Origin of the sequence: Brevibacillus panacihumi (genome assembly GCF_003710985.1) — a bacterium.
Lineage (GTDB): Bacteria > Bacillota > Bacilli > Brevibacillales > Brevibacillaceae > Brevibacillus > Brevibacillus panacihumi.
Genome location: NZ_RHHT01000045.1, coordinates 87,627 through 113,989, shown reverse-complemented (window position 1 = coordinate 113,989; position 26,363 = coordinate 87,627). Strand labels below are relative to the sequence as shown.

Here is a 26,363-nt window from a genome sequence, read left to right as displayed (position 1 = left end):
AACTCAATTCGCATTCAAACGAAACTAAACAACCAGTCACCGATTCAATATCGGCAACTGGCTGCTTAATTGGCTAAGGTGTTTTGATCCCTGTCCTACGGACGGGGGTCAGTCCCAGGCGATCGATGCCAGTGATGGCTTTTTTGGTTTTCTTTATTTCTTTGTTCCCAACCTGTATTCCCGGTGCAGGGCGTCCCATAGCGGCTCCACTGCATGTTCTGCGAGAAAACGCTTGCCTCGCTCCTTTACATATTGACTCATCTCCTCGTAGTATTGAGGATCGCATAGGCGCATGTATTTTTCCTGGATGTCAAACGCATATTCAACGAACAGCGGGTAGTCTTCTCCCAGCAATGCAAGATTGCCGACTGTGCGCGTTGTCAGGACGGGGACGCCGAGAGCCATGTACTCCAGGATGCGGGATAGGTACGAATGGGAGGGGTTCTGGTCGTTGGTCCGGTCGTAAAGAAGCGCGAGGCCGATCCCGCTGTCCACGATCATCTCTTTGGTTTCCCACATCGATTTTTGCCCGTGGTCAGAGACGCCGGGCATGCGCAGCAATTGCTGGGCGCGCTTCCTGTATGTCCCGACGATCGACGGGTAGAGCACACGCAGACGAGCTTTGGGGGAATGTTTGCGGATCAGTTGGATGGCTTTTGCGGCAACGGCCAGTCCATAGCGCGGGCGGATCACTCCGGCCATGATCAGATGAAGCGGCTTATCCTCCCGGCGCATTTTCAGGGGGTGACGGCTCGGCTCGACGAACTGCGGCAATACCTGGATCTTGCGGGTTAGCTCCTGCTCCGAGTAGCTTCCCTTGTTTAGCTGATAGCGGCGGTAGCGCTCCGCATTGGGCTCCGTCTGAAAAAAAACCATCCGACTGTTGCGGAAGAGATAGTCGGTCCGCCCCATGATGTACGGATCCTGCAGATTGTACTGGGTGGCCAAATACAGCAGCTTTTGCGACAGTGATTCCTTATGCTGCAGCAGCTTGTGCGCATCGTTGCGGCCGCGCACAAAAATGAAGTCATACTTGTTTTTCCGATCGAGTGAGAGGATGGTTTGGGTCGGATCATCCGATTGGTGGAAGCGGACATGGGAAAAATGGAATCCGCCTGTTCCATTGCGAAACGAAAAGGGAAGAACGCAGTCGAAAGCGTAACGCTTCCGTTCACGGCTGTTGAGCTGCCCGAGCTTTCGGTCGAGCGCTCGCAGCATAATGAAGAACTGCAGGACATTTCCCTTGGGCTTGAACTCGATGAGATTGCAGAAAAAACAGATTCTCACGTGATTCTCTCCTTCACAGGGCTCTTCACCATGATATGGGGGAGAGGTGAGAGGAGTGAGGAAAACAAAAAGCAGGCGTCTCTTTGGCAAGGAGCACCTGCTTTGCATAGGTCTGCTGACACTAAAATTCCGGCAAATTGTCCAGGTTGTTTTCTTTGATCCCGTCAGGCTCGCTGCGCAAAATATCACGCCCGTATTTGTGAAACACATCGACGTGGGCGAGCTTCCCTGCTTTTGCTTCCTGCAGGGCTGTGACATAGTCCAGCTGGCGTCCGGTATGCGTTTGAAAGGCGATCAGATCGCCATCCTCGTTTTTGCGCACGGCGACGATCCGTTCCTGGCCCGGGCTTGCTTGATCCTCAATCATTCCTTGTTCCACGACTGCTCTGCGCTCGCCATCGGTTTTATAAGCCTCGTAAATCTTTTCGAAATCCTGTCGTTCCATTCCAATCCCTCCTCCGTGATAGGATGGCTCCTCTTTACAGCAGCCATGCGCTTCGAGTAAAGTTGGAATATTAATAAAAATGAGAGAAGACAAGCGTTGGGGAAGCGGGAAGGAGTGTAGTGGTTGGGGAAACACCGAGCCTGGTGGCTGTTGTTCTTCTGTAATTTGTTTTGGGCTGGGAATTTTGTGTTTGGCAAATACATCGTGACCGTGTTGAGCCCGCTGTGGCTCACCTTTGCGCGGTGGGTGCTGGCGCTGGTCGTATTGATCCCGCTTGCCATCCTGATGGAGAAGCCGGACGCAAAGCAGGTGGCCAGGCAATGGCTGCCGCTGCTTCTCATGAGCCTTTTCGGAGTAATTGGCTATAACCTGTTTTTGTACTCGGCGTTGGAATACACGTCAGCGACCAATGCAGCTTTAGTGGCTGCCCTCAATCCGGGCGTTATCGTGCTGTTCTCCTTTTTCTTGCTGCGAGAGAAAATCACAGGCTTGCAGGGAGTCGGGTTTTTCGTTTCTTTGCTCGGGGTGATCGTAATACTGACGAGAGGCAATCTCGGGCAGCTCCTGCATATCGAGTACAATCGCGGAGATATTCTGGCGATCGGGGCAGTACTGGTCTGGACGTTTTATTCCATTATCGGGCGAAGGGTAAAAGGGGTGGCACCTATTACCGCCACAGCGTCCTCTACGGTACTTGCCGTCCTGATGATGCTGCCGTTTGCCATCTGGGAGGGCGTGGACCTGACAACGATGCAGCCGCTTGCGATCACAGGCTTCTTCTACATCGTGTTGTTTCCGTCCATTTTTTCCTTCGTCTTCTGGAATACGTCGGTTCGTGCTCTTGGAGCGAACAAAGCCGGTATTACCCTCAATCTGATCCCCGTCTTTACCGCCATCATCAGTATCCTGCTGGGAGAGAGCATCACCGCATCGCAAATCTGGGGAGGTCTGCTGGTCTTCCTGGGGGTTACGGTCGCATCGGGGATTGTGAGCGGCAAAAGGAAGAGCGGCGTCAGCGTCGAGATTGGAAAATGAACAAGCAAAAGAGGCAGGCCATCGCACGTAGACGATGCCTGCCTCTTTTATATGGGTGGGTGCTGTTGCAGACGTATTTGAAAAACTAGGTTTTACGCGTTTACCTTTTTGCCTTCGTCCAGCAGTTGACGCAGGACGGTTTGCAGGATACCGCCATTGCGGTAGTAATCGACGTCTACCATGGAGTCGAGACGAACGATCACATCGAATTGCAGTGTGCTGCCGTCTTTGCGTGTAGCTGTTACGGTTACGCGCTGTCCCGGTTGAACATCGTCAGACAGACCTTCGATGCTGAAGGATTCGGTTCCGTCGATGCCGAGGGACTTCCAGCTTTGGCCGTCAGCGAATTGCAGCGGCAGTACGCCCATACCGACCAGGTTGGAACGGTGGATACGCTCGAAGCTTTCTGCAATGACAGCTTTGATGCCCAAGAGGAAGGTACCTTTCGCTGCCCAGTCACGGGAAGAACCAGTACCGTACTCTTTACCTGCGAGTACCACAAGTGGAGTACCGTCTGCTTGATACTTCATGGAAGCATCATAGATGGACATAACTTCACCGGATGGCAGGTATTTGGTTACGCCGCCTTCTGTTCCTGGAGCCACTTGGTTGCGGATGCGGATGTTGGCGAAAGTACCGCGCATCATGACATCATGGCTACCGCGACGAGCGCCGTAGGAGTTGAAGTCCTTGCGTTCTACGCCTTTGGATTGCAGGTAGAGACCTGCAGGACTTGTTGGCGCGATGTTTCCTGCTGGGGAGATGTGGTCTGTTGTTACGGAATCACCGAACAGGGCGATTGGGCTTGCTGCCTTGATGTCCGCGATATGACCTACATCACCTTGCAGGTTTTGGAAGAATGGAGGCTCCTGGATGTAGGTGGAGTTTTCATCCCACTCGTACAGATCGCCAGTTGGAGCGTCGATTTTGTTCCATGCTTCGTTTTGTGTGAAGACTTGACCGTACTCAGCGCGGAACAGGTCAGGGTTCATCGCTTTGTCCATCGCAGCTGCGATTTCTTCAGGAGTTGGCCAGATGTCTTTCAGGTAAACAGGTTGACCGTCTTTGCCTTCGCCGAGCGGCTCGTTTTGCAGATCGATGTTTACAGTACCAGCCAGGGCATAGGCGATAACCAATGGAGGAGAAGCGAGGTAGTTCGCTTTTACCTGTGCATGGATACGGCCTTCGAAGTTGCGGTTACCAGAGAGAACGGCTGCTACAGTCAGATCTTCGTCAGCAATCGCTTTGCTTGTAACCTCTGGCAATGGACCGGAGTTACCGATGCAAGTGGTGCAACCATAACCGACTACGTTGAATCCGAGTGCATTCAGAGAATCCATCAGACCTGCGTCGATCAGGTATTGGGTTACGACACGGGAACCTGGAGCCAGGGAGCTTTTCACGAAAGCAGGCTTTTTCAGGCCTTTCTCCACTGCTTTTTTCGCCAGGATACCAGCGCCCAGCATTACGCTTGGGTTTGATGTATTGGTACAGGAAGTAATCGCTGCGATTACTACAGAACCGGTTTTCAGCGTAGCTTTTTCGCCGTTTGGATAGACGACAGGAGCTTCCGCTGCGATTTTCTCATCGGAGAGGCCAAAGCCGCCTTTTTCGATTGGCGTACGCAGGCTGTCGTTGAAGCTTTGCTTCATCGCAGTCAGCTCTACGCGGTCTTGCGGGCGTTTTGGACCAGCCAAGCTAGGTACGACAGTGGACAGATCCAGTTCCAGTGTTTCGGAGAATACTGGGTCTGGCGTATCGTCTGTACGGAAGAGGCCTTGTTCTTTGGTGTATGCTTCTACCAGGGAGATCAAGTCTTCTTCACGGCCTGTTTGGCGCAGGTAGTTGAGTGTTTCCGCATCTACTGGGAAGAAGCCCATAGTTGCGCCGTACTCAGGTGCCATGTTGGCTACAGTCGCGCGGTCAGCCAGCGAGATGTTGGACAGGCCAGGACCGTAGAATTCTACGAATTTCCCAACCACGCCTTTTTTGCGCAGCATTTGGGTTACAGTCAGAGCCAGGTCAGTTGCAGTAGCACCAGGGCTCAGAGTGCCGGTCAGTTTGAAACCAACTACTTCAGGTGTTACGAAATAGAGCGGTTGTCCGAGCATTCCTGCTTCAGCCTCGATGCCGCCGACACCCCAGCCGAGTACGCCAAGACCGTTGATCATGGTGGTGTGGGAGTCAGTACCTACGAGGGAATCAGGGAATGCGACCAGTTCGCCGTCTACTTCGCGAGTAGCGACTACAGTTGCCAGATACTCCAGGTTTACCTGGTGAACGATACCGGTAGCAGGAGGAACGGCACGGAAATTGTCAAACGCAGTTTGCGCCCAACGCAGGAAGCGATAGCGCTCTTGGTTGCGTTCGAATTCCAGTTTCATATTGTTTTCCAACGCCAATGGGTTGCCGAAGTCGTCAACCATGACGGAGTGGTCGATTACCAGATCTACTGGAACCAGCGGATTGATTCGTTTTGGATCTCCGCCAGCGCGTTTCATCGCAATGCGCATTGCTGCCAGGTCAACGACAGCCGGCACACCGGTGAAGTCTTGCAGAACGATACGTGCAGGAGCGAGAGGTACTTCTTGGTTTGCGTCGCGGCCTTTTGTCCAGTTGGCCAGTTGTTGCACGTGCTCCTTGGTGATCGCGCGGCCGTCGAATTGGCGAACGGCAGCCTCGAGCAGAACTTTAATGGAGAACGGCAGCTTGGAAACTTCCCCGACGCCTTGTTCTTCCAACCCTTGCAGGCGATAGTATGCAAAAGACTTGCCGCCTACTTGAAGGGAAGATTTCACTTTGTAAGCATCTTTGTTAGACAATGTATACAACCTCCCTTGGTCAACTTGGGGTTTCATCTGATGAAACTAAGTTTCGTTTATTAATTACGAACCTATTATACTCGATTTGGCTCCCGTCTTCTACCCCAAATTAATCATTTATATACAAAAATAATCTGAGAACAAATAAGAACAAGGTAAAATAAAAAAATGACCCAATCTCCCGTATTATTCCGTTTATATTCTGTTTACATTCATGCGGTATTTTTTCTTTTGCAAAGAGAAGAACGCTGCTCTCCTGCCGAATGGGGACAGCAATCTTGAAACAGGGAGGATTTTTTATGAAAACAGATAAAACGGATCGAACAAAGGCAAGCTGGCGCCCGTTCTTTCAATTAATAAAAGAGACGAAGCCTTCCAAGCTGAAAATCGGCTTCGCATTGTTCCTCAGTGTCGCCACGACCTTGGTCAGCCTGGTGATTCCTCTCTTTACCCGAGATCTCGTGGATAGCTTCACGATTTCGGACATCAGCAGGGGGCAAATCGCGCTTCTGGCTCTCGCCTTTATCGCGCAAGCCGTAGCCGGAGGGATTTCGATCTATTTGCTCAATCATGTCGGGCAAAGCATCGTAGCAGCATTAAGGGATCGGCTGTGGAAAAAGCTGCTGGTGCTGCCGGTCTCTTACTATGACAATCACCAGACGGGGGACACCATCAGCCGGATGACCAATGATACCGGTGTCGTCAAAAGTCTGATTTCCGAGCATTTGTCCAACTTCTTTACCGGTGTGATTGCTATTATCGGTTCACTGGCAACCCTCTTTTACCTCGACTGGCAGATGACGCTGGTGATCCTGATTGCTGTTCCTATCTCATTCGCTATCCTGCTTCCCCTGGGGCGTCAGATGTATCGGATCTCCAAAGGCTTGCAGGATGAGACGGCCAGCTTTACCGCGATCATGAGTCAGGTGCTCTCCGAGATTCGTCTGGTCAAATCCTCCAATGCCGAGCCGTTAGAGTATGGGAACGGAAAAAAAGGCATCGACAACCTGTTCCGCTTCGGGGTCAGGGAAGGCAGAGTCCAAGCGATGATCGGGCCGTTGATGTCCTTCATCATCATGGTGCTTTTGGTCGTGATCATGGGCTACGGCGGCATGCGCGTGTCCACTGGTGCACTGACGGCCGGGGAATTGGTCGCCTTCATTTTATATCTCGTCCAGATTATCATGCCGCTGGGGCAATTCACGCACTTTTTTACCCAATTGCAAAAGGCGATGGGAGCGACGGAGCGAATCATCGTTACATTGGGAACCGAAGAGGAAGACCATGCTTCCGGGAAAAACGTGGAGAATATGGAGCTGCCCATCTATGTGGAGCATATCAGCTTTGCTTACGAAGAGGACGGAGAAAGGATTCTGGACGATGTCAGCTTCACGATTGATCCCGGGAAGGTCACTGCGATAGTCGGACCGAGCGGAAGCGGAAAAACGACCATGTTTTCCTTGCTCGAACGCTATTACCAGCCACAAAGCGGCGAGATTCGTCTGGGTGACGAAGCGATCCACAACTTTACACTGGCGTCCTGGCGCAGCAAGATTGGGTATGTATCGCAGGAGAGCCCGCTGATCGCCGGGACGATTCGGGAAAATATTTGCTATGGCCTGTCACGTGAGATCAGCGAGGAAGAGCTGAAGCAGGCGGCTGCCATGGCCTATGCAGACGAGTTTATCGAGGAATTTCCTGATGCGTATGAAACACAGGTAGGAGAGAGGGGCGTCAAGCTGTCTGGAGGGCAGCGCCAGCGCATCGGCATCGCTCGCGCTTTGCTGCGAGATCCGCAAATTCTCATGTTGGATGAAGCGACCTCCAGTCTGGACAGCACATCGGAATGGATCGTCCAGCAGGCGCTCGCCAATCTCATGAAGGGACGCACTACGCTCGTCATCGCCCATCGCCTCTCTACCGTTGTGGATGCTGATCAGATTCTTTTTATGGAAAAGGGAAAAATTACCGGCAGAGGTACGCACGCTGAACTGTATTCTACCCATGCGATGTACCGTGAATTTGCTACCCAACAATTGCGTGTGAAGGAGGTGCAACCCGTTGGCAAAAATCATGGTGGTTGACGATGATCCGTATATTCGCGAGCTGGTCCGAGTCTTTTTACAGCGGGAAGGCTTTGACATCGTGGAAGCGGCGGATGGTCAGGAGGCTCTCGCCCGACTGGAACACACCCCTGCTGATCTGGTTGTCCTCGACATCATGATGCCCAACATGGATGGCTGGGAACTATGCCGTGAGCTGCGCAAGATGTACGACATCCCGCTGCTGATGCTGACGGCGAAGGGGGAGACGTCACAGAAGATCAAAGGCTTTGAGCTTGGCACCGACGATTATCTCGTCAAGCCGTTCGAGCCTGCGGAGCTGGTGGTCCGGGTCAAGGCATTGCTGAAGCGGTACCGCATCGCTGCTTCCCATATCGTGCAGGTCGGCAGTTTGCAAATAAATCGGCAAACATTCGAAATCACGAAGGACGACAAACTGTTGACGATCCCGCTCAAAGAATTTGAGCTGCTGTTTATGCTGGCCGGCTATTCGGGAAAAACGCTCTCCCGCGAGCAATTGATTGAACAAATCTGGGGGTATGATTTTGAAGGAAATGAGCGTACCGTGGATGTGCATATCAATCGGTTGCGCGAGCGGTTCCCTGCTGAGGAATACGGCTTTTTGATCCGAACGGTTCGCGGTCTCGGCTATCGTTTGGAGGTGCTTCCATGAAAACGTGGCGTGGGTGGCGCTACGTTGTCAGGTTGCTCGGCATCCTTGCCTTTTTGATCCTGCTGGCCGGCTGTTGGTCGGCGGCCTATGGCATTACGTCAGCTTTGTACCCCAAAATATGGCCCGAGGCTACTGACTTTTCCCTGGCGTTGATCCAAAGCTTTCTCGGATTTTTCATCTTCCTGGGGGTGATGTTTCTGGCCTCCAGGCTGTTTCCAAGGCGTCATCTCGATCTCTTTCGCATGCTGATCGATGCGCTGCGCAGAATCGCCAAAGGGGATTTCAGCGTCAACCTCGATGTGAAAATGGACCGTCATTGGGGCGAGCTGGTCGATGGCATCAACCACATGGCAGAACAGCTGGGGGAGATGGAGAAATTGCGTCAGGAGTTTATCTCGAATGTTTCCCATGAGATCCAGTCTCCTTTGACCTCGATCAGCGGCTTTGCCAGGGCATTGCAAAATGACAATCTCACTCGCGAGGAACAACTGCATTATCTCGAAATCATTGAGGCGGAGAGCGCACGACTGTCCAAGATCAGCGACAATTTGCTCAAACTGACGTCGCTGGAGGGAAAGCATCATCCCGTCGAGCGCAAGGCCTACAGCCTGGATCAGCAATTGCGCCGCATTATTCTGGCGTGTGAGCCGCAATGGCTGGAAAAGGACTTAGACTTGGATATCGCCTTGGAGAAGGTGGAGATCGTCGCCGATGAGGAGATGCTGAGCCAGGTCTGGAACAACCTGATCAGCAACGGCATCAAGTTTTCCTCGCAAGGCGGAAGACTGGGGATTCAGATGCATCGCCAAGAACAAGATGTGATTGTACGCATAACCGATACGGGCATCGGAATTGCCAAAGAGGATCAGGAGCGCATTTTCGAGCGATTTTTCAAGGCAGACAAGTCGCGAACCCGCATCGGAGGCGGAGGAAGCGGGCTGGGGCTTTCCATCGTGAAGAAAATCATCGATCTGCACCATGGCACGATTGCTGTGTCAAGCCAGCTGGGTGAAGGAACGACATTTACCGTTACGCTGCCCGATGTGGTGAAAAGAGTGGAGCCATGACAGAATATAACCAGCGAATCAAGCAAAGAAGGGCGATCTCGCCGTCGGCAACTGACGGCAGAGATCACCCTGTTTTTATGCGCCAATATATTTGGCGTGGAGAGTCCTGGCTTGGCTGACGTCATCCGTTCCTTGCACGAGCACCCGGCCGTCCGGGAATACGACCAGCGTATGGGGAGCGACGTGGAACCGCAGCAAAAACTTGTTGCGCTCCACCTGCCCCAATGCTTCAAGCCGGCTGGCAAGTGCGTCCAGATCGAGCGACATGCTGTCGAGAGGCGAGATTTGCACGGTATCTCGCCCGCATAGCGATACGGCTTGTCCGTCCTGGGTGTCTGGATTCAAAAAGGAAAATTCCCGCTGACCGCAGCAAGGACAATTCGCGTGCCGCGCATGGGCGACCTTGATCTGCTGATGATGGTTGTGCCAGATGTCGAAATGCTCCAGATTGGGGTTGAAGGCTTCTTCCGCTCCAATCAGGATTTTGAACGCTTCTGTCGCCTGATACGAAGCGATGATATGGATGATCGGTCCAATCACGCCTGCTGTATCACAAGTCGCCATCTCGCCTGGACGCGGTGCTTCCGGGAACAGACAGCGCAGGCAGGGAGTGACACCCGGGCGAATTGTGGTAAAGGTTCCGGTCGCGCTCACTGCTCCGCCGTAGACCCAGGGAATCCCGTGTTTGACGCAGACGTCATTCACGAGGTAGCGAACCTGAAAATTATCTGTCGCATCCAGCACGAGGTCCACGTCTGTCAGCCACTGCTCTGCATTGAAAGCGGTCAGGTCGGCAACAATCGGCTCGATGGCAACCTCGGAATTGATGCGGGAGAGCTTGGCGTGTGCCGCAATCGCCTTGGGCATATGGTCGGCAGCGTCTGCTTCATCGTACAGCATCTGCCGCTGCAGATTGCTCGGCTCTACAAAATCGCGGTCGATCAGTCGCACAAAACCTACCCCGGCCCGCACCATATGGTTGGACAAGACGGTCCCCAGCGCGCCCATCCCGACGATGGCTACCCGGCTTTGACGCAGTTTTTCCTGGCCTGCCCGTCCGATCGGGGCGAACAGGATTTGACGGGAATATCGCGTGTCCACGTGTTACTCCCCCCCTTTATCGTAGGTCGCCAGCGGGTTCCACGGACCTTGTTGATGTCCTTTCCACTCGCTGCCATCCTCCCACATCTCTTTCTTCCAGATGGGAACGATTTGCTTTAGCCTTTCGATGGCGTAGCGGCCTGCTTCAAAGGATTCGTTGCGGTGCGGTGTGGCAACCGCGACGATCACGGCGATTTCTTCGATTTGCAGATCTCCGATGCGATGCTGCATCGCTACCCGCGCACCGGGCCAGCGCTCGTCGATCTCGGCGGCGATCTGCTTCATTTTTTCAACAGCCATGGGGGCGTAAGCTTCATATGAAAGATAGACCGTACGCTGTCCATGTGTAAATTCACGCACGGTTCCGACAAAGGTAAGGACCGCGCCAGCATGCGGATTGCTCACCAGACGGATCAGCTTGTCTGCGCTGAGCGGCTCCGTTGTAATCGAAAACAAGGGCTCTTCTCCGCCGCTGACAGGGGGCAGGAGGGCAATCTCGTCACTTGCTTGAATGACGTGATCGGGTGCCGCATATTCGTGATTGAGAGAGACAAAACAACTGCCGAGCAGGGGAGAGAGGGCGGGATACTGTTCGGCTGCTGCCTGCAACAAATCACGCACCGTCGCCTGTTCAGGCAGGGTAAGCTGAATCTCTCGCTGGTTGGCTCGTTCGGCAAGTCCGGCAAACAACAAGATCGTAATCGTCAAAGTAACTCCTCGCTTCCCGTAGTTAGTAGCACCATTCTCTATGGCTTGAAGATACCATACTTAGTGGGAGATGCCAATGCGCGGACAGGCAGGTATCCTTCTTTCGCTTCATTACGTCATACTCTATGGAAAGAGAAAAGTCGCAGGGACGTTTTCAAGGGGGATCAGACATGAAACAATTTTTTCTCGGATTGTTCGCAGGGTGTGTGGCTGCAGCAGGGGTAATGTGGTTCAGCCTGACATCGATCCAGGACGAACATGCTAAAAAAACCCTCGATGCAGAAAAAGAAAACCAGCAATTGCAGCAGCAGATTGCTACATTGTCCATGAAGGTGAAGGCAAACGTAGGGGAGCAGGAAGGCCTGCAAAAAGAGTTGGAGGAGACCGAGAAGCATTTGCATCAATACCAGCGGTTTGTCTCGCAAGTCCTGAATGGGGATGATGAGGATTTTCCATTTGAGATCATCGCCGACGATGAGGAGAAAACGGTCGTGTACTCACCGGTTTATCGCGAGGAAGTACCTCGCAACACGGATCTGCAAAAGCTCTACATACTGCGCATCCTGAACCAGCTGCCCGAGGTCAAGGGGCGTACCGTTACCCTTTGGAGCAGCAAGGAAAATGCGCAACTTTTTGCGGCTGACACCTACCCCAAAAACGGTACAGAGGGCTGGTCCGGGATGAATGCCAAGTTCGCGACGATGCAGAGAGAAAAGGACGGTATTTACATCTTGCATCATCTCGGTGTGCACGAGGTAGATCAGGTGGGGTTTGGCAAATACGCGAGAAAAGAAGGCAATTGACGAGACGATCGCAAGTTTACAAAATAGAGTACAATTTAAGAAATTCTAAAAAAAAAATCAGGTTACATGATTGACAAGAAATATTCGGTATTTTTATAATGTTCCTAATTGAAAAAAGATAAGGGACGTGCACCATGGAGGAATTGAATACAGTTCTAGTCACAGGCTATTCCAAGGCTCCCCAAGGTACTTCCATGTATGAGGTATACAAGCATGCGGGTATTGTTTTGGAGGTCGACCTTATCTCGCACAAGATTGTTGGAGTGGAATTTACCTTTGTGGCTGCCTTGACCAAAAACTTTTTTGAGAGGCTGCTGATCGGCTACCAGCTCGATCATGGCTTGGAGCCGTTGATTCAGCGCATTCAAAGCCACTACTTTGCTCCGTCCCAGCAGGCGATCATCGTCGCTTTGCAATCAGCCGTACAACGATACTGGGACCTTTTGGAGAAGCAAAAATAGCATATGGATTGGTTTTTTTGAAGTGGGAAGACAACCTCTTTCCATGTTCTCATCAAAACCGAGCTCGGCATTGACTCTTGGGAATGAACACTCATTCCTGGAAGGTCTGTTTGCCATGAGCTCGGTTTTTTCGTTTTTCCACAAGGTCCCCAATAACCAATCGAGGTGAAGAAATGGTTGTCATCGTCAATGCACTACGTACCCCCATCGGGAGATTCGGAGGCGCATTAGCCACCGTCCCGCCAGAGGATTTGCTCGCACTCGTCATCAACAACAATCTCTCCTTATCCGGTCTCACTCCTGACCTGGTTGACGAGGTAATTGTCGGCCAAACCAAGCAAAGCGCACACACCCCCAACATCGCCCGCGTGAGCGCATTGAAGGCAATCTTTCCAGAGAGCGTCACAGGCTACACGGTACACCGCCAATGCGGATCAGGGATGCAGGCAGTCGCCAACGCCTACCAGTCGATCGCGATGGGGCAGTCCCAGATCGTGCTGGCTGGAGGAGTGGAGAGCATGTCGCAAGCTCCCTATTACTTTGTTGGGAACCGCTTCGGCATCCAGCCGGGTGATCTCACTCTCTATGATTCCAACACCGAGAGTCAGCCGCGCTCGCAGCCGCAATCCCGCTATGGGCATTTTACGATGGGCGAGACGGCGGAATGGCTGGCTGAAAAGTACGCCATTTCGCGCGAGGAGCAGGATGCCTACGCCCTGCAAAGCCAGCAGAAGGCCAGACGGGCGATCCAGACGCATGCTTTCACGGACGAGATCGTGCCGGTGGAGATACAGGAAGGAAAACTGGGAACACGCCTCTTCGCGGTAGACGAGCATCCTCGTGAAACCACGCTGGAAAAACTGGCGAAGCTGGCACCAGTCTTTCGCGAGGGTGGAACCGTCACCGCAGGCAATTCTTCCGGCAGAAATGACGGAGCCGCGATGCTTTTGATGATGAAGGAAGAGAGGGCGCTCGCATTGGGGCTGACGCCGCTAGCGAGAATTCGTTCCTTTGCCGCTGCGGGTGTATCCCCCAAAGAGATGGGGATAGGACCGGTTCCGGCCAGTCAAAAGGCCCTTGCCATGGCGGGTCTGGAGCTTGGCGACATGGAACTGATCGAGCTGAATGAAGCCTTTGCCGCACAAAGCCTCGCTGTTCTCAAAGAGTGGGGGATTACGGAGGAGCGGGTAAATGTCAACGGTGGCGCGATCGCCCTGGGACATCCACTGGGCTGCTCGGGAGCGCGGATCCTGGTGACACTGGTTCACGAAATGCGCAAGAGAGATGCAAAATACGGGCTCGGCACACTCTGCATTGCGGGTGGTCAGGGCATGGCAATGGTGGTGGAAAAATGGGAGGAGTAAAGCAGGTAAAGGATTACGTGTTTCATCGCGATTTTACAAAAAGCATCCGCTCATCACGCACGGTGAGGGTGTCTATCTGTACGATTCGCAAGGCAAGAGATACCTGGACGCTTCATCCGGAGCTGTGGCTGCCAATCTGGGTCACGGGGTCGGAGAAATCGCGGAGGCGATGGCACATCAGGCAATGAAGGCGGGCTTCGTCCATACGCTCCGCTTTGAAACAGAGGTTTTGCAGGAGCTGGCGAAGGAGATCGGGGAGTTGGCACCCTCGACCCTCAATCGAGTTTACTTTACATCGGGTGGATCGGAGGCCAATGAGAGTGCGATCAAGCTCGCCAGACAGTATCATGCGGACCGTGGACAACCGGGCAAGCACATCGCGATTGGCCGCTGGCAAAGCTACCACGGCAATACCATGGCCTCCCTGTCTGCCGGAGGAGATATCAAAAGGCGCAAGATGTACACTCCGATGCTCAATCACGCCCGACATATTTATTCGCCGTATTGTAAGCGCTGTCCATACGGAAAAACAGCGGAGACCTGTCAAAAGGACAGCACGTTGGCCTGTGCAGACGACCTGGAACGGCTGATCCGCGAACTGGGTCCCGAAAATATCTCGTGCTTCATCTGCGAGCCCATCGTCGGGAGCCAGCAAGGGGCAGTCGTCCCGCCAGAAGGCTATCTGCGCCGCATCCGGGAGATCTGTGATCGCTACGAGGTCGTCATGATCGTCGATGAAGTGATGACTGGTTTCGGACGGACGGGTACGAATTTTGCCATCGAGCATTTTGGCGTGGAGCCGGACATTCTGACTTTTGGCAAGGGGGTATCAGGCGGTTACGCTCCACTGGCCGGCATGGTCGTCTCCGACAAGCTGGTCGACAGCCTGATTCAGTACGGCAACGGCCGGTTTGTACACGGGTACACCTTCAGCGGCCATCCGGTATCTATCGCGGCAGGCTTGGCTGCGGTCCGCTACTATCGGGAAAAACGCGTACGGGAGAATGGGACTGAACAGGGTGCCTACCTGTTCCAACGTTTGCAGGAACTGCAAAGCCGTCACGCGATGATGGGGGAAGTGCGGGGGAAAGGGCTCTTGCTCGGATTCGAGCTCCTGCTCGATCGGGAAAAGGATCTGCATTTTCCTCCGGGTCTCGACATGGCGGAGCGGCTCAATCAAGCGGCGATGGAGCGAGGAGCAGTCTTTTATCCCGGTACGGGAACGGTAGACGGAATTCTGGGCAACCATCTGCTGGTAGCACCGCCGCTCACGATTACGCGGGCTGAGGTGGATGAGCTGGTGCAGATCCTGGATGAAGCCGTCACCATGTGGGAAGAGCAGATTCGCGCCTCCTCCTTGCAGTAGGGATACGGAGTGGAAGAAAGGGAGGTTGAGAGGATGAGCAAGGTGCAAAGCCCTGTTTACAAAGGAAACTTTGTGAATGGCGACTGGCGCATGCCGAAGACAGATTCATGCTTTGAAAGCATCAACCCGGCTACGCAGGAGGTGATCGCAACCTGCCGGATGTCGGGGGAACGAGAAGTCGATGAAGCCGTCTCGTCCGCCCATGAGGCGTTTCAAGCCTGGCGCAGAATACCTGCACCGCATCGTGCCGAGATTCTGTACACCTTATCGGATCTGCTGGCTTCCCGCAAAGAGGCGATTGCCCGAACCATGACCATCGAGATGGGCAAGGTGCTGGGCGAATCACGAAGCGAGCTGGATGCGACGATCGCGGCTTGTAGGTATATGGCGGGCGAGGGGCGCAGGCTGTTCGGCGAAACCATCCCGACATCTGCCAGTGAGCGAATGGCGATGACCATCCGTGAGCCGATTGGAGTCGTCGCCTGTATCACGCCTTGGAACTTCCCCATCGCCCTTGCCGCCTACAAGATATTTGCGGCCTTGATCGCAGGCAATACGGTCGTCTGGAAGCCGGCGTCCAACGTAGCTCTATCTGCCTGTGCCTTTACGGAGCTGTTCGCGTTAGCCGGACTTCCTCCAGGTGTCCTCAACCTTGTTCTGGGGTCGGGCAGCCAAGTAGGGGAGGCGCTGGTGGAACATCCAGATGTCAAGGTCATCTCCTTTACTGGCTCTACGGCAGTAGGAATTCGCTTGGCAGAAAAAGGAAGCCGGACGCTGAAGCGGGTCTCATTGGAGCTAGGCGGTAAAAACGGTGTGATCGTTTTGGCTGATGCTGATCTGGACAAGGCCGCGGAGGGGATCGTGAAAGCGGCATTCACGACAGCAGGGCAGCGATGTACGGCAGCAAGCCGCGTCATCGCCGAAGAATCCATCCGCGAAGAACTGGAGCGCCGCGTCGTTGCACTGACTAAAAGCATCACGGTCGGTGATGGCCTGCAGCCAGGAGTTGAGATGGGGCCACTGGCTACGCGCAGCCAGCTGGATACTGTCGAGCGTTATGTAGAAATCGCACAAGCTCAAGGTGGCATCGTGCTGACGGGAGCAGAGCGTTTGGAGCATTCAGGGTATTTTTACGCCCCGACTGTGATCACCAACGTTCGTCCAACGGATCGCATCGCCAAAGAGGAGGTCTTCGGTCCGGTGCTGGCAATTCTCGGGGCGAAAAATTTTGAAGAGGCGGTTGCGATCAACAACAACACGGAATACGGTCTGTCCAGCGCCATCTACACCAACAGCCTGCATTATGCAGGACGAGCGATGAGGGAGCTGGAATCCGGTCTTGTCTACATCAACAGCGGCACGTCCAGCTCGGAGACGGGAGCTCCGTTTGGCGGAATGAAAATGTCCGGAAATGGTCATCGCGAGGTCTCCCACCACGCTTTTGACACCATGACAGAATGGAAGACGATTTACACGAATGTCTAGCCCGTGCATGGGAAAGGAGGCAGAAAACAAACATGGCAAACTACGTCATCAAACGATTATTTTCAATGATTCCGGTACTTTTGGTTGTATCCATCGTGGTCTTTCTGTTGGTTCACCTGGTACCGGGAGACCCTGCTGCCGTCATGCTGGGGGCCGAAGCGACTCCCCAGCAGCTGGCTGAGCTGCAGGAACAACTCGGTTTGAACAAACCGCTGGCAGAACAATTTTTCAATTGGCTTGGGGCATATGCTGTCCGGCGATTTAGGCCACTCCCTGGTCTCCGACAAAGAGGTGCTGACCTTGCTCTGGGAGCGTCTGCCGGCCACCATGGCGCTGATCATGTACGCGCTCCTCATCTCCGTCGTGATCGCAATTCCACTGGGCATCATCTCGGCCGTTCGGCACAACACCCGCTGGGATTACGGAGCCATGCTGATCGCTTTGATCGGGGTTTCGGTCCCCAACTTTTGGGCGGGACTTCTGCTCATCATGACCTTTTCGCTTCATTTGGGCTGGTTCCCCTCTACGGGCTACGTCGATGTGACGCAAAATCTCTGGAAGCATCTGGAGCATCTCGCCCTGCCGGCATTTGCACTCGGCTTTTTGCAAGCGGGAATCGTCACGCGCATGACCCGCTCGAGCATGCTGGAAGTGCTGAAGCAGGATTACATTTGTACCATCCGTGCCAAAGGCGGGACGGAAAAGGTCGTTATCCTCAAGCACGCACTGAAAAACTCCATGATCCCGATTATTACGATTATTGGAATCAACTTCGGTCTTCTGCTTGGCGGAACGGTGGTCGTCGAGACGATTTTCAGCATCCCGGGCATCGGGCAGCTGTTGGTCCAGTCCGTCTTCAACCGGGATTACCCTGTCATCCAAGGCGTGATTCTGTGCGTGGCCGTGATTTACGTCTTGATCAGTCTGGTCGTAGACCTGCTGTATGCGTACTTCGATCCCAAAATTGACTACAACGAGGGGTGAGAAAGCTTGGAATATGTAGAGATTACGAAAGAAGCAGAGAAAAAGGGCCAGTTTGCCGAACAGATGCGTGCCTTCTGGAAGGTTTTCTCCATTCGCAAGACAGCCGTCTTCGGCCTTGCCATCGTCTGTTTTGTCATCCTGATCGCAATTTTGGCTCCTCTTTTGGCGCCGTTTGATCCCGTGGAGGATGTCGATTACGGGAATCGCATCGCCAATCCCTCCGCTACGCATCTTTTCGGGACGGATGAATTTGGGCGAGACATTTTCAGCCGCGTCTTGATGGGGGCGCAGGTCTCCATCGCCATCTCCGTGTCTGCTGTGACGATTTCCGCGGCGATCGGCATCGTAATCGGCTTGATTTCCGGCTATTACGGCCGATGGGTCGATAACGTCCTGATGCGGATCGTGGATGGTTTGATGTCCTTCCCGCCGATCTTGTTTGCAATTGCGCTGATGGCGGCTCTCGGGAACAACATGGGCAATATCATTGTGGCGCTGGCTGTTGTGTACGCGCCTTTGTTCGCCAGACTTGTGCGGGGAACCGTTTTGTCGGTAAAAAACAAGGAATACGTAGAGGCGATACAGGTGATGGGAGGCTCCCATATCCGCATCCTTTTCAAGCACATCCTGCCCAATTGCTTGTCGCCTCTGCTGATCCAGATGACGACCTACTTCGCCTACGCGATTCTGGCAGAGGCTTCGCTCAGCTTTATCGGGCTCGGGGTACCGCAGCCGGAGCCAAGCTGGGGAAACATTTTGTACGACGGTCGCCAGTACATGCTGGAAGCACCCTGGATCACCGTTTTTCCGGGTGTGGCCATCGCTGTTACGGTCCTGGGTTTGAATCTTTTGGGGGATGGACTGCGTGACTACCTGGACCCTCGCATGAAATAGCCAATCCCTATGAACAGACGATTCTACGAGCAGAGGTGATGATGCACACATGAATAGCAGATTGTTGGATGTAAAAGGGTTGACGGTTCAATTCCACACCCCGGACGGACCGGTCGAAGTGGTCAGCAGCGTCGATTTTCATGTGAACAAAGGGGAGACTGTCGGTTTGGTCGGAGAGAGCGGCTGCGGAAAAAGCGTCAGCTCGATGGCGATCATGGGACTGATCCCGTCTCCACCCGCGAAACAGATCGGCGGAGAAATCTGGTTTCAGGAGAAAAACCTGCTTGCGGAGTCTCCTGACTACCTGCGTTCGATCCGCGGCAACAGCATGTCGATGATCTTTCAAGACCCGATGAGCTCGCTTGATCCGGCCTTTACCGTCGGCAGCCAGATCGACGAAGCGATGCAATTCCATCAGAAGATCGCGGCGAATGAGGCAAAAGAGCGCTCGATTGAACTCTTGCGCCGCGTAGGCATCTCCAATCCGGAGCTGAGATACCACGAGTATCCGCATCAGCTGTCGGGGGGCATGCGGCAGCGTGTCATGATCGCGATGGCCTTGGCCTGCAATCCGCAGCTGATCATCGCCGACGAACCGACGACGGCCCTGGATGTGACGGTCCAGGCGCAAATTCTGGATCTGCTCAACGACCTGCGGCAGACATTTGGCTCGGCCATCATCATGATCACGCACGATATGGGCGTGGTAGCAGAGACTTGTGACCGCGTGATGGTCATGTACGCGGGCCAGATCGTGGAGGAAGCCCCGACGGAAGTGCTGTTTGATCAAACGGCGCATCCGTACACCGAAGGTCTTTTGCGCTCCATCCCCAAGATCAGCGGCAAAAAGGTGAAGCTGTATTCGATTCCGGGCAGTGTGCCGCTGCAGCGAGATATGCCGAAGGGGTGCCGCTTTCATCCCCGTTGCTCGTATGCCACCTCGTTGTGCCAGGAAAAAGAGCCGCCGATCCAGGAGCTTGCGCCGGGACATCGCGTCAAGTGCTGGCACAGCGATCAGGTCATCGCCAAGCAAGGAGGTGTGTAAAAAGTGGACAAAACACCATTGTTGGAACTGCATGACGTAAAAAAATACTACCCGATCAAACAGGGTTTGCTGCGCAGACAGACAGGAAATGTCAAAGCGGTGGATGGGGTCAGTTTTCAGGTCTATCCCGGTGAAACCTTCGGCCTGGTCGGAGAGAGCGGCTGTGGAAAGAGTACCTTGGGACGGGTCATCGTGCAGCTTTTGCAAGCCACCGCAGGGGAGATCCAGTTTGGCAAGAAAGGGATCTCCACCATGAGTGCCAAAGAAAAGCTGGCCTTCAAGCGAGAGGTGCAGATGATCTTCCAGGACCCGTTCTCCTCTCTCAATCCGCGTCAGAAAATTGGGGATATTCTCGAAGAGCCGTACTGCATCCATACGGAATTGACCAAGCACGAACGGAGAGAAAAAGCATCTGAACTGCTGCAAAAGGTGGGGCTCAATCCCATGCACGCCGAGCGTTATCCCCATCAGTTCAGCGGCGGACAGCGACAGAGGATCGGAATTGCCCGCGCTTTGGCCTTAAATCCCAAGCTGATCGTCTGTGATGAACCGGTATCCGCCTTGGACGTATCGATTCAGTCCCAGATCATCAATCTGCTTGAGGAATTGCAGGAAGAAACAGGAATTTCTCTGCTGTTTATCGCGCATGACCTGAGTGTCGTCAAGCACATCAGCCACCGGATCGCCGTGATGTACCTGGGGAATATCGTCGAGCTGGCGACCGCAGAGGAGCTGTTCACCAATCCGCAGCATCCCTATACGCGCACATTGCTCTCGTCAATCCCGGCGGAACACCCCCGGAAAAAACGGGAGCGCATCACCCTCGCAGGCGAAATTCCCAATCCGGCGAACCCGCCGCAGGGCTGCAAGTTCCATACGCGCTGTCCTTACGCGGAGGAAGCGTGCAAAAAGACTGTTCCACCCCTGATCGAATCCAACGGTCATGCGGTTGCTTGCCATCTCATCCAATAAAGGAGTGTTCGTTCATGCAAAAGTTCAGGAAGATTCGCGTGTTTGCGCTGTTCGCAATGGTGTTGATGCTCGCCTGGGTGACAGCAGGCTGCGGAGGTTCAGCTTCAGCCCCGCCTGCGGGCTCCGAGAATGGAAGCACTACGTCGCCGCAAGAGCAGGGAACGCCTAAATCGGGCGGCAAGCTGACGGTGGGTGTCAGCGCGGATTTGACCAAGCTGGACCTGCACGGATCGACTGTTCTGTCAGACCGTATTCCTCTTTTGCACGTACAGGAAATGCTGGTGACAATCGATGAAAAAATGAATATCATCCCGATGCTCGCGCAAAAGTGGGAGACGAGCGAAGACGGCAAGAGCGTCACGTTTGCCCTGCGCAAAGGCGTCCCATTCCACAACGGGAAAGAGATGAAAGCAGAAGATGTGAAATACTCCATCGAGCGCTTCATGCAAGTGGCAGCCCGCAAAGGGGAATTCTCGATGGTCGATTCGATCGAAGCCAAGGACGATTACACAGTTGTTTTCCATTTGAAACAGCCTTCGGGCGTATTTCTTGCCTCTCTGGCCAATCCTTACAATCCTGCGGTCATCATGCCCAAAGGGATCGCGGAGGAACAGAGCGGTACGATCACCAAGCCAATCGGAACGGGCCCCTTCCAGTTTGAAAAATGGGAGCAGGGCAAGCAGCTCGTGTTGAAGCGCTTCTACCAATACGCTTCTCCAGAGGGAGATACAAGCGGTTTCGGCGGTGCGAAAAAACCGTATGTCGATGAAGTCATTTTCAAGCCGATCTCCGAGGCAACAGTTCGTTTGACCGCTCTGGAGACAGGGGAGATCGATCTCGCCACAGACATTTTGCCAAAGGATGTAAAGCGCCTGGAAACCAGCAGCAACATTGTATTGGCCAAGGAAACCTCCATGAACTGGGGCTATCTCTTCTTCGGCTTTAAAAAGCCGCCGTTTGACAATCTCAAAATGAGACAGGCCGTCGCCTACGCGCTGAACAAGCAGGAAATCGTGGATGTGGCTACCTGGAGTCTGGGCAAGGTAGCCAGCTCGCCGGTCTATACCGAGACGGAGTGGTACACGGAAGCGCATGCCAAAGACTATCAGCAGGATTTGGAAAAAGCAAAACAACTGCTGAAAGAAGCGGGCTACAACGGCGAAAAAATCGTGATCTCCACTGCCAAGGCCTATGACCACCACCAAAAAGCGGCTTTGACGATCCAAAATCAGTTGAAAAAGATCGGGATGAACGTGGAGGTGGAAATCCTGGAGTGGGCCTCCTTCATTTCCGAGCGCAGCAACTCTGGCGATTATCAATTGGCTGTCAGCCATATCACTCCGCGACCAGATCCAAATCAAATTTACTATGCCTACACGCACAGCAGTTCCAACTTCAACGGCTATAAAAATCCGAAGATGGATGAACTGCTCGACAAAGGCGTGACGACGGTAGACCAAGGAGAACGCAAAGAGATTTACAGTCAGGTGCAGGATCTCTTGCGTGAAGATTTGTCTTTTACCGCTACCTACTATTATCCAGTCATCGAAGCGCATCAGTCGTACTTGAAGGGATATCAATCCTGGAGCGCAGGCTATCCGCGGCTCTGGAATGTATGGATCGACAAATAAAAAGAACGATGGATTTTCATGAAGTGGAAAGAAATACCCTCTTTCCATGGTCTCATCTAAATCCGGTAAAGGCGTGGCGGAAACAGGAGACTGTTTTTTCCTCTTTGCCGGATTTCTTTTTTCGGAGGGATTCCAATGGCAAAAATCATAGATGCGAAAGAAGCCGTAGCGCTGATAAAAGACGGAGATTGCTTGATGGTCGGCGGCTTTGGACTGGTAGGCTGCCCGTTGACCATTGTAAATGAGCTGAGCCAATCGCATGCAAAAGACCTGACGATTATCAGCAACAATTTGGGAGAACCGGGAAAAGGCTTGGGTGTTCTCGTCTTGCAGAAGAGGGTGAAAAAAGCAATCGGCTCTTACTTTACCTCCAATCCCGATGTCGTGCAGGCCAATCAGAAGGGCGAGCTGGAAATCCAGCTCCTGCCGCAGGGGACGTTGGCGGAAGCCATCCGTGCAGGCGGTGCGGGCATCGGGGGCTTCTATACGCCGACGGGGGTAGGGACGAAGCTGGCTGAAGGAAAAGAACGCAAGCTGATCAATGGGAAGGAATATTTGTTCGAGCCCTCCTTGCGTGCTGATGTGGCCCTGATTCGCGCCTATAAAGCTGATCGTTTGGGAAATCTGATCTATCGCAAATCATCGCGCAACTTCAATCCGATGATGGCGACAGCCGCTGCGACAGTCATTGCGGAAGTGGACGAAATCGTCGATGTGGGCGCATTGTCTGCAGAAGAAATCGTAACACCGCACCTCTTCGTTGATTACCTGACTGTGAAGGGAGAGTGCCGCTTATGAAGGCCAAGGAGTATATCGCCGCTCGTACAGCCAAAGAGCTGCAAGACGGAGACGTCGTCAACCTGGGAATCGGCATTCCCACTCTGGTGGTCGATTACCTCCCCCGAGACGTCCGGGTGTTCGTTCATTCAGAAAATGGGATTCTGGGTGTAGGGCCGTCGCCAGGTCCTGAACATGCGGACGCCGATCTGGTCAATGCCGGAAAGCTCCCCGTCACAGTCGAGGAAGGCAGCTCCTTTTTTGACAGTGCCGCTTCGTTTGGGATGATTCGCGGGGGCCATGTCGATGTGACGATTCTCGGGACACTCGAAATCAATCAGCGCGGCCAGATTGCGAATTGGGCTGTTCCCGGCAAGGCTGTACTGGGGGTTGGCGGTGCGATGGATTTGTTGGAAGGAGCCGGGAAGGTGATCGTTGCCACCATGCACACCAACAAGGACGGGCAGCCGAAAATTGTCAAAGAGACTTCGCTCGAGCTGACCTCCCTGCGCCCTGTCGATCTGATTGTCACCGAGCTGGCTGTTTTCTGCGTACGGGATGGCAGGCTGCGCCTGATCGAGCTGGCTCCCCACTCGACACTGGAGGAAGTGCGGCAAAAGACGGGTGCCGAGTTCGACATTGAATGGAGAGAAAACATGGAGACAAAAGGGGTGTAAGCATGGCTTCCTATCGAATCGGTATCGCATTCTTCTATCATGAATCGCATACATTCAGTCCGGTCCGCACGACGCTGGACGACTTTATCCAGGAAGGCTACTACAAGGCTGAGGAAATATTGGCCGCATACACCGGGACCAAGACTGAGGTCGGCGGATTCATCGATGTGGTCAGAGAAAAGGGAGGGACCCTGGTTCCACTCCTCTGCGCGGCAGCGATTCCATCCGGGCCGGTAACCCGGGAGACCTACGAGGTCATCCGCAGTCAAATGCTGGACGCCATTGAGCAGGCCGGGGAAATGGACGGGCTCCTGCTGGCGCTGCACGGCGCGATGGTCGTCGAAGGTGTGACTGATCCCGAGGTCGAAATGCTCGCGGCTATCAGAGAGAAGGTCGGAGAGTCCCTGCCCATTGCTACGACCCTGGATATGCACGCCAATCTGGGCAGACGCATTCTCGACTTCACGCCGCTGCACTTCGGATTCAAGACCTACCCGCATGTGGACATGTATGAGCAAGGCTGCAAAGCAGCGACAATGCTCTATCGGCAGCTCGACGGCGGAACTCGCTTTTACGCTTCCTTTGTCAAGCTGCGCGCCTTGCTGCCCAGCCTGAACATGCGCACAGAGGAAGGACCGATGTACGATCTTGTGGAGCTGGCCAAAAAACAGGAACAGGATGCGGACATCGTCGGTGCTTCTATCTTTGGAGGGTTTCCGTACGCGGATATCCCGGAGGCGGGAGCGAGCGTCCTGGTCGTTGGGACAGATCAAGAAAAAACACGGAAAACAGCCCGCTTTTTGGCGCAGCAGGTGTGGGAAAATCGGGAGTGTTTTGTGATTGCCTTGCCGAAAGTGCGGGATGCCCTTCAGAGCGCTTTGCAAATCCAGGCAGACAAGCCGATCGCTTTGGCAGATATTTCGGACAATCCGTTGAGCGGAGGCACGGGGGATACGACGGAGCTTCTGCGGGAAATGATTGCGCTGGATCTCGAAAATGCGTTGTTCGGGGCTTTGTACGACGAGGAGTCGCTTCAGGCATGCATGGAAGCGGGAGCGGGAGCCACGATTCGATTGTCTCTCGGCGGAAAGCTGTCTCCGGAATTCGGACCTCCGGTAGAAGTTGATGCAAAAATCATGGCGCTGACCAATGGCGTTTTCACAAACAAGGGACCGATGAACACAGGACTTCTTGTGGATACCAATGGCGCCGCTCATATCAGGGCAGGGGGATTGGATATATTGCTGACGGGTCGTGCCCTCTCTGCGAATGATCCGGAGCTGTTCCGCCACATCGGGATTGAGCCGACGACGAAACGGATTTTGGGGCTGAAAGTGAAGAATCACTTCCGGGCAGCCTTTGATCCGCTGGTAAGCCAGGTGATCTACGTTGACGCACCGGGACTCGCTTCCAACGATTTTACCCATTTTGCCTACAAGCAAATCCCGCGCCCGATCTGGCCGTTGGATGAAATCGATGGCGGATTTATGGAGGAAGGGTGATGGCGATGCTTTCGTACCAAGAATTTTTGCTGGGGACTCGGCTTGTTTTTGGACCAGGCTGTGTGGAGCGGATGGAAGAGGAAATCCGCAGGCAGGGATACGAGAACATCTTGCTCGTAACCGACCAGGGAATCGTCCGCTCAGGTGTCTTTGAGCATGTGATGGGAGTTCTGGATGCGGCGAAAATCAGGTATTCCGTATTCGACGAGGTTCAGTCCAATCCGGATGTTGCCCACATTGACAAAGCTTATCACTCCATTCGAGAACAGCAGACCGATCTGATCATCGCCGTCGGGGGCGGCAGCGTTATGGATGCAGCGAAGGCATTCGCCCTGTTGCTGGCCAATCACGGCTCCATTCGGGATTATGAGGGGCGCGGTGTATTTCAGGAAGAAGCGATTCCGCTTTTGGCTGTGCCGACCACAGTAGGCACCGGGAGTGAAGTAACGCGAGCATGCGTCATCAGCGACCATGAGCGCCATCTGAAAATGATCGTCGGCGGTCCTTCGCTTGCTCCGAAAATCGCCTTTCTCGACGCCTGTTTGCTTACGAAGCTGCCTTCGCATTTGGTAGCGGCTACGGGAATCGATGCTTTGACACATGCCATTGAAGGATACGTCTGCAAAAAGGCCAATCCGATCACCGATGCATTGAATCGGCACGCGCTTGCGATGATTCACAGCGCGATTCGCCCAGCCGTGGCGGACAGCCGAAATCTGGAAGCCATCAACAACATGCTGATGGCCAGCACGATTGCCGGGGTCGGGGCGGGGAATGCCTCGCTTGGTATTGTACATGCCATCTCGCATGCCATCGGCGGCTACTATGATGTGCCGCATGGCTTGGTAAACGGCATATTGCTCCCGCTTGCTATCGAGTGGAACTGGATTGCCAATCCGGCCAAATACGCCGACGTTTTTGAACTGTTGGGCGGGGGATGCAGGCATGCGTGGAGCTTGGAAGAAAAGGCGAAGGAAGCAGCAGCCGTCGTTCGCTCCCTGCTCGAAGATCTTCAAATGCCGCAAAGATTGACGGAGCTGGGTCTGAAGGCGTCCAACATCGACCTGATTGCCAAGCAGGCGATCGAGGATGGCTATGTTCCGAACAATCCCCGTCAAATCACAGAAGCGGATGTACGCAAGCTGATAGCTGCCGCATGGTAAGACATCGTATTCGAATTTGTATGGCAATAGGAGGAATG

23 protein-coding genes and 1 pseudogene are annotated in these 26,363 nt (G+C 53.8%); 19 read left to right on the top strand and 5 right to left on the bottom strand.

All coding sequences use genetic code 11. The annotated features are described in order from the left end of the window. Positions 1–153: 153 nt before the first annotated feature. The gene (locus tag EDM58_RS18745) at positions 154–1,287 is read right to left on the bottom strand and encodes a glycosyltransferase family protein (protein WP_122914673.1); all 1,134 of its coding nucleotides are present in this window, start codon (positions 1,285–1,287) and stop codon (positions 154–156) included. A 121-nt stretch (positions 1,288–1,408) separates the two neighbouring features. Further along, positions 1,409–1,732, bottom strand: a complete 324-nt coding sequence (locus tag EDM58_RS18740) for a DUF3892 domain-containing protein (protein WP_122914672.1) — start codon at positions 1,730–1,732, stop codon at positions 1,409–1,411. A gap of 123 nt (positions 1,733–1,855) precedes the next feature. On the opposite strand from EDM58_RS18740, the gene EDM58_RS18735 reads away from it, so the two are divergent. Further along, complete coding sequence (locus EDM58_RS18735; RefSeq protein ID WP_122914671.1) at positions 1,856–2,767, top strand: DMT family transporter; 912 nt, start codon at positions 1,856–1,858, stop codon at positions 2,765–2,767. A gap of 92 nt (positions 2,768–2,859) precedes the next feature. Here the strand turns inward: EDM58_RS18735 and acnA are convergent, their stop codons facing one another. Continuing rightward, entirely contained in the window at positions 2,860–5,589 is a 2,730-nt protein-coding gene (acnA, locus tag EDM58_RS18730) for an aconitate hydratase AcnA (RefSeq protein ID WP_122914670.1), read from the bottom strand. Positions 5,590–5,888: 299 nt separating this feature from the next. On the opposite strand from acnA, the gene EDM58_RS18725 reads away from it, so the two are divergent. From EDM58_RS18725 to EDM58_RS18715, 3 genes are read left to right on the top strand one after another with little or no spacing between them, the layout of a single operon-like run. Beyond that, entirely contained in the window at positions 5,889–7,673 is a 1,785-nt protein-coding gene (locus EDM58_RS18725) for an ABC transporter ATP-binding protein (protein WP_122914669.1), read from the top strand. Beyond that, on the top strand, positions 7,651–8,325 hold the full coding sequence (locus EDM58_RS18720) for a response regulator transcription factor (protein WP_122914668.1): 675 nt from the start codon (positions 7,651–7,653) through the stop codon (positions 8,323–8,325). The genes EDM58_RS18725 and EDM58_RS18720 overlap by 23 nt, the downstream gene beginning before the upstream one ends. Beyond that, positions 8,322–9,392, top strand: a complete 1,071-nt coding sequence (locus EDM58_RS18715; RefSeq protein ID WP_122914667.1) for a sensor histidine kinase — start codon at positions 8,322–8,324, stop codon at positions 9,390–9,392. Before EDM58_RS18720 ends, EDM58_RS18715 begins: the two co-directional genes overlap by 4 nt. A 75-nt stretch (positions 9,393–9,467) precedes the next feature. On the opposite strand, the gene EDM58_RS18710 is transcribed toward EDM58_RS18715, so the two are convergent. Both EDM58_RS18710 and moaD read right to left on the bottom strand, forming a co-directional pair. Beyond that, positions 9,468–10,493 carry a ThiF family adenylyltransferase gene (locus EDM58_RS18710; protein ID WP_122914666.1) on the bottom strand — a complete coding sequence of 342 codons (1,026 nt, stop codon included), beginning with the start codon at positions 10,491–10,493 and terminating at the stop codon, positions 9,468–9,470. A 3-nt stretch (positions 10,494–10,496) separates the two neighbouring features. After that, entirely contained in the window at positions 10,497–11,201 is a 705-nt protein-coding gene (moaD, locus tag EDM58_RS18705; RefSeq protein ID WP_122914665.1) for a molybdopterin converting factor subunit 1, read from the bottom strand. A 170-nt stretch (positions 11,202–11,371) separates the two neighbouring features. Between moaD and EDM58_RS18700 the strand changes: the two genes are divergently transcribed. The 15 genes and pseudogenes from EDM58_RS18700 (at position 11,372) to EDM58_RS18635 (ending at position 26,325) form a co-directional block, all read left to right on the top strand. Further along, positions 11,372–12,004, top strand: coding sequence for a hypothetical protein (locus EDM58_RS18700; protein ID WP_122914664.1), 633 nt, complete (start codon positions 11,372–11,374; stop codon positions 12,002–12,004). A 134-nt stretch (positions 12,005–12,138) separates the two neighbouring features. Next, entirely contained in the window at positions 12,139–12,465 is a 327-nt protein-coding gene (locus EDM58_RS18695) for a DUF3870 domain-containing protein (protein WP_023557796.1), read from the top strand. A 173-nt stretch (positions 12,466–12,638) separates the two neighbouring features. After that, a complete protein-coding gene (locus EDM58_RS18690) occupies positions 12,639–13,829 on the top strand; it encodes a thiolase family protein (protein ID WP_122914663.1) in 1,191 nt (396 codons plus the stop codon). Further along, entirely contained in the window at positions 13,750–15,195 is a 1,446-nt protein-coding gene (locus tag EDM58_RS18685; RefSeq protein ID WP_246000869.1) for an aminotransferase family protein, read from the top strand. Before EDM58_RS18690 ends, EDM58_RS18685 begins: the two co-directional genes overlap by 80 nt. A 33-nt stretch (positions 15,196–15,228) precedes the next feature. Then, positions 15,229–16,680 carry an aldehyde dehydrogenase family protein gene (locus tag EDM58_RS18680; RefSeq protein ID WP_122914662.1) on the top strand — a complete coding sequence of 484 codons (1,452 nt, stop codon included), beginning with the start codon at positions 15,229–15,231 and terminating at the stop codon, positions 16,678–16,680. Beyond that, a pseudogene (locus tag EDM58_RS26485) lies at positions 16,653–16,871 on the top strand (hypothetical protein); the annotation flags it as partial. The gene EDM58_RS18680 and the pseudogene EDM58_RS26485, both read left to right, overlap by 28 nt. A gap of 55 nt (positions 16,872–16,926) precedes the next feature. Beyond that, positions 16,927–17,664 carry an ABC transporter permease gene (locus EDM58_RS18675; protein ID WP_342769039.1) on the top strand — a complete coding sequence of 246 codons (738 nt, stop codon included), beginning with the start codon at positions 16,927–16,929 and terminating at the stop codon, positions 17,662–17,664. 6 nt (positions 17,665–17,670) lie between these two features. Beyond that, on the top strand, positions 17,671–18,558 hold the full coding sequence (locus EDM58_RS18670) for an ABC transporter permease (RefSeq protein WP_122914661.1): 888 nt from the start codon (positions 17,671–17,673) through the stop codon (positions 18,556–18,558). 49 nt (positions 18,559–18,607) lie between these two features. After that, entirely contained in the window at positions 18,608–19,603 is a 996-nt protein-coding gene (locus tag EDM58_RS18665; protein ID WP_122914660.1) for an ABC transporter ATP-binding protein, read from the top strand. Between the two features lie 3 nt (positions 19,604–19,606). Next, the gene (locus tag EDM58_RS18660; RefSeq protein ID WP_122914659.1) at positions 19,607–20,575 is read left to right on the top strand and encodes an ABC transporter ATP-binding protein; all 969 of its coding nucleotides are present in this window, start codon (positions 19,607–19,609) and stop codon (positions 20,573–20,575) included. Between the two features lie 14 nt (positions 20,576–20,589). Continuing rightward, positions 20,590–22,206 (top strand): ABC transporter substrate-binding protein, encoded by a 1,617-nt coding sequence (locus tag EDM58_RS18655; RefSeq protein WP_122914658.1) that lies wholly within the window; start codon positions 20,590–20,592, stop codon positions 22,204–22,206. Positions 22,207–22,341: 135 nt separating this feature from the next. After that, entirely contained in the window at positions 22,342–23,004 is a 663-nt protein-coding gene (locus EDM58_RS18650) for a CoA transferase subunit A (protein ID WP_122914657.1), read from the top strand. Then, positions 23,001–23,660 (top strand): 3-oxoacid CoA-transferase subunit B, encoded by a 660-nt coding sequence (locus tag EDM58_RS18645; RefSeq protein WP_122914656.1) that lies wholly within the window; start codon positions 23,001–23,003, stop codon positions 23,658–23,660. The genes EDM58_RS18650 and EDM58_RS18645 overlap by 4 nt, the downstream gene beginning before the upstream one ends. Positions 23,661–23,662: 2 nt before the next feature. Then, complete coding sequence (locus EDM58_RS18640; RefSeq protein WP_122914655.1) at positions 23,663–25,162, top strand: M81 family metallopeptidase; 1,500 nt, start codon at positions 23,663–23,665, stop codon at positions 25,160–25,162. Further along, on the top strand, positions 25,162–26,325 hold the full coding sequence (locus tag EDM58_RS18635) for an iron-containing alcohol dehydrogenase (RefSeq protein ID WP_122914654.1): 1,164 nt from the start codon (positions 25,162–25,164) through the stop codon (positions 26,323–26,325). The genes EDM58_RS18640 and EDM58_RS18635 overlap by 1 nt, the downstream gene beginning before the upstream one ends. Positions 26,326–26,363 lie beyond the last annotated feature (38 nt).